The sequence below is a fragment of the Microcystis sp. M165S2 genome (assembly GCF_020245885.1).
Taxonomy (GTDB): Bacteria; Cyanobacteriota; Cyanobacteriia; order Cyanobacteriales; family Microcystaceae; genus Microcystis.
Genome location: NZ_JADBTZ010000394.1, coordinates 1 through 3,499 on the forward strand (window position 1 = coordinate 1; position 3,499 = coordinate 3,499).

The window sequence follows — 3,499 nt, forward strand, 5'->3', positions numbered from 1 at the left end:
CCAGAGAAGATTTTGATAAAAACAGCAATCATAAAAAGCAAATTATTGAATCATAAAAAGCAAATTCTTGACATTTATCAGGTAATTATTTTTATTAGTCAATATTCTACACAACTCAGGCTAGATAAGCAAGAGAGCTACGCCACTACTATCGGATCACTACCGTTTTTTTTACTGAAAGAAATCAAATAATTCGTATTATCAGCGCACGTTTAACAACCAAAAAGGAACGCCAAGACTATGAAAAATACACAGGATTCTGAAACCAACCAAAATTTACAAGATGACCTACTTCCTGAATATAATTTTAATTATACTAAGGCTCATCCTACTCGTTTTGTTTCTCAGGTAAATGAAATAAAAATCACTGTCACCTTAGAACCAGATGTCGCTAAAGTTTTCAAAAATTCTGAAGATGTCAACAAAGCACTTCGAGCTATCTTATCCGCTATCCCTGAAAAATAAGTAAAAAAAAACGTTCGATAACTAATTTCTCAGAGAAAGCAGGGGATAAAGTGCGGATAGATTATTAAGAGACTGGCTAAATTCTAACGAGAGATTGACAAAATTATGACCAATCTTCTAAAATAGATAAATCGTGCGTCAATCTATTCCCAGCCTGAAACCTTCTAAGTCTCTCTCTTAAACGTTTTCTGAGAACTCTTAACATTAATCAATTTCATCGTAATTTAAGAAAAGATGCTGATTTTTCGCCTATGTCAAGCCCGTGGATATTTTGACGATTAAAGACGATTAAAGCTGATGGTACAAGATTCTTAGATTTAGGCAAATTCCCCGAAAACTGAATCTTTTGTCAAGGAGAATTTGTAAAGATGAAGACTATTTGAGCAATTATTGATGATATAATCAAGGTGGCTGACCAAAATAGCCCCTAAATTTAGAACTATCTAAATTGCATCTATAATTGCCGCCTAACTAAACTATGAGTAAATGTTATCAAATCACCGTTCACAATCGTCAGACGGGGGAAAAATTTGTCACCACCGTTCCAGGGGATAACTATATACTGCACAGTCTGGAAAAACAGGGTCATCAATTACCCTTTTCCTGTCGCAATGGAGCTTGTACCAGCTGCGCGGTCAGGGTATTATCAGGAGACATCCATCAACCAGAAGCGATTGGACTATCGCCAGAATTAAAAGCCAGAGGTTATGCTTTACTTTGTGTCAGTTATGCCCGTAGCGATATGGAAGTAGCCACCCAAGACGAAGATGAAGTCTATGAATTACAATTCGGTCGCTTTTTTGCCCGTGGGAAAGTGCGTTTTGGTTTACCCTTAGATGAAGAATAGATTAGGGATTAATCGTGCCAGATACCAGCAACCAATTAGAAAAATACCTAGACATTGCCAGCGAAGCTGCCCTAGCAGCGGGAACAATAATTATCGATAATTGGGGTAAAATCGAGAAAATAGAAGAAAAAGGGCGATCGGGCGATTTAGTGACGGAAATAGATCGTCGAGCAGAAACAGAAATTCTCAAAATTATTAGCCGTCACTTTCCCGAACATGGGATTCTAGCGGAAGAATCGGGAAAACTGCCAGGGACGGACAGCGAGTATCTCTGGGCGATCGATCCTCTCGATGGCACCACCAACTATGCCCACGGTTATCCCGTATCCGTCGTCTCCATCGGACTACTCATCGAAGGGATAGCAAAAGTGGGAGTCATCTATAACCCCTTTAGAAAGGAACTATTTCGGGCAGCCCAGGGTTTAGGAGCCACCCTGAACCGTCGTCCCATCCATGTCTCCCAGACGAGTGAACTAGAAAAAAGTTTACTGGTGACGGGCTTTGCCTACGATCGTTGTCAAACCCCCGATAATAATTATGCCGAATTCTGTTATCTGACCCATCTGACCCAAGGGGTACGCCGCAGCGGTTCCGCTGCCAAAGACTTAACCGATGTGGCCTGTGGGCGCTTAGATGGTTATTGGGAACGAGGGATTAATCCCTGGGATATGGCTGCGGGAATTATTCTGATCGAAGAAGCTGGCGGTAAAATTAGCGCCTACGATGAGAGTCCTTTTCTGATGGAAACGGGGCGAATCTTGGCCACCAACGGACAGATTCACACCACCTTAAGCCAAGCTCTGCAAAAAGCCGCCTCTTGGAGTTTTCAGTTTTAATTCGGCGTTTCTTTTAATATTTATTGCGATTATCATTGTGATTAGAGTAGGACTCGCTGTATGCCTTTTCCGATTTCCCAGGGATTATTTCAATTTGATTTAATCGATCACTTCGCTGTTTTAGGAGTCTCGATCGATGCCGAACAGGAGGAGATTCGCGAGCGTTACTTAAAAATTGCCTATAAACTCCATCCCGATACCTGTTGCATTCACACCCCCACCGAAAGGGAACAGGCTAATGAGTTACTCTCAAAATTAGTTAACCCAGCCTACGAACATCTAAGCCGCAAACTATCTCGGGAAGAATTTCGCCTTGTTTTAACACAAATGGGCAAGGCAATGGCGAAGGATTCGGGTAAAATCACTATCAGCAGCGAACCAGCTAGAAAACTAGCCCAGTTCACCGCTAACTATGAATTAGCCTATCAAAAAACCCTGCAATCTTTGGCGATCGATCAATATACCGCCCTAGAAAACACCTATCAGAAAATCGCCCAACTCAGTGAACTCAATCTGGTTTATCTGATCTTAACCGAAGGTCAGGGCAACAAGAAAACTATCCAGAAAGTCTTTATCTCCCAAGGCAATCCTAACCAGTCCGAGTTATTGGGAGCGACTGTCACGACGGCAGCCGAGGCTAAAGCCAAAGAATCGCCCCTAGAAGCCTATATTCGCCGCGCCCAAGCCTCTCTTGACCAAAATAACCCCGCCCAAGCTTTGCGAGAATTGCGCGATGCCCTGCGGCAAGAACCGGATAATGGCATCTGTCACGCCCTGCTCGGTTTAGCCTACCTGCAACAAAATCAACTCGCCATGGCCCGGGTTCATATCAATCGTGCCTGGCAAGTCAGCCCCAAAGATGCGACGGTGATTAGGTGCAAACGGGAACTAGATAAAGTAGTTAATCCTAATGTTGAAATGGAAGACCAGAAGGGACAAAAAAAGGAAGGGGATCGCAAGGGCGGTTTTTGGTCTCTATTTGGTGATAATAAAGAATAACCAGATCAAACCATAACGGTATAAAGTTGATACCAAATTATCATTTTAACCTGCGTGTTACTCAACGCGGGTTACAGGAGAAAAGAAACGATCAGCCCGAGACTCAAGCTCAAAATAGACAGACAAAACAGATCTACCCTGATCAGTAATAGTTAGGGTTTGCGGCAAAAAGTTTTTCGTGGGGGCAGGGTGTGGGGTGTAGGGTTTTACCATTTTCAGGTGGTCAACTACCTAATTTTCAGGGAAAAAGTACCTGAATTTTCCCCCTGATCACTCCCATGCCTGGTACTTTTTGATTGACAAAAAGTCTAAAAGTCTTACCCAACAAGGTTTTTAGATTTATTCAGCAGAC

4 protein-coding genes and 1 pseudogene are annotated in these 3,499 nt (G+C 42.5%); all 5 read left to right on the forward strand.

All coding sequences use genetic code 11. From position 1 onward, the window contains the following. Nucleotides 1-192 (forward strand): annotated as a pseudogene (locus tag IM479_RS19460) (hypothetical protein); the annotation flags it as partial. Between the two features lie 48 nt (nt 193-240). Continuing rightward, complete coding sequence (locus IM479_RS19465) at nt 241-465, forward strand: hypothetical protein (RefSeq protein WP_287078570.1); 225 nt, start codon at nt 241-243, stop codon at nt 463-465. Between the two features lie 478 nt (nt 466-943). After that, on the forward strand, nt 944-1,312 hold the full coding sequence (locus IM479_RS19470; protein ID WP_286826420.1) for a 2Fe-2S iron-sulfur cluster-binding protein: 369 nt from the start codon (nt 944-946) through the stop codon (nt 1,310-1,312). Between the two features lie 14 nt (nt 1,313-1,326). Continuing rightward, nucleotides 1,327-2,148, forward strand: coding sequence for an inositol monophosphatase family protein (locus IM479_RS19475; RefSeq protein ID WP_287686762.1), 822 nt, complete (start codon nt 1,327-1,329; stop codon nt 2,146-2,148). Nucleotides 2,149-2,208: 60 nt separating this feature from the next. Next, on the forward strand, nt 2,209-3,147 hold the full coding sequence (locus tag IM479_RS19480) for a J domain-containing protein (RefSeq protein WP_287686763.1): 939 nt from the start codon (nt 2,209-2,211) through the stop codon (nt 3,145-3,147). The last annotated feature ends 352 nt before the right edge of the window (nt 3,148-3,499 follow it).

Coding starts and splice junctions, on each gene's coding strand:
- IM479_RS19465 (WP_287078570.1), top strand. CDS start 241: ATGAAAAATACACAGGATTCTGAAACCAACCAAAATTTACAAGATGAC.
- IM479_RS19470 (WP_286826420.1), top strand. CDS start 944: ATGAGTAAATGTTATCAAATCACCGTTCACAATCGTCAGACGGGGGAA.
- IM479_RS19480 (WP_287686763.1), top strand. CDS start 2,209: ATGCCTTTTCCGATTTCCCAGGGATTATTTCAATTTGATTTAATCGAT.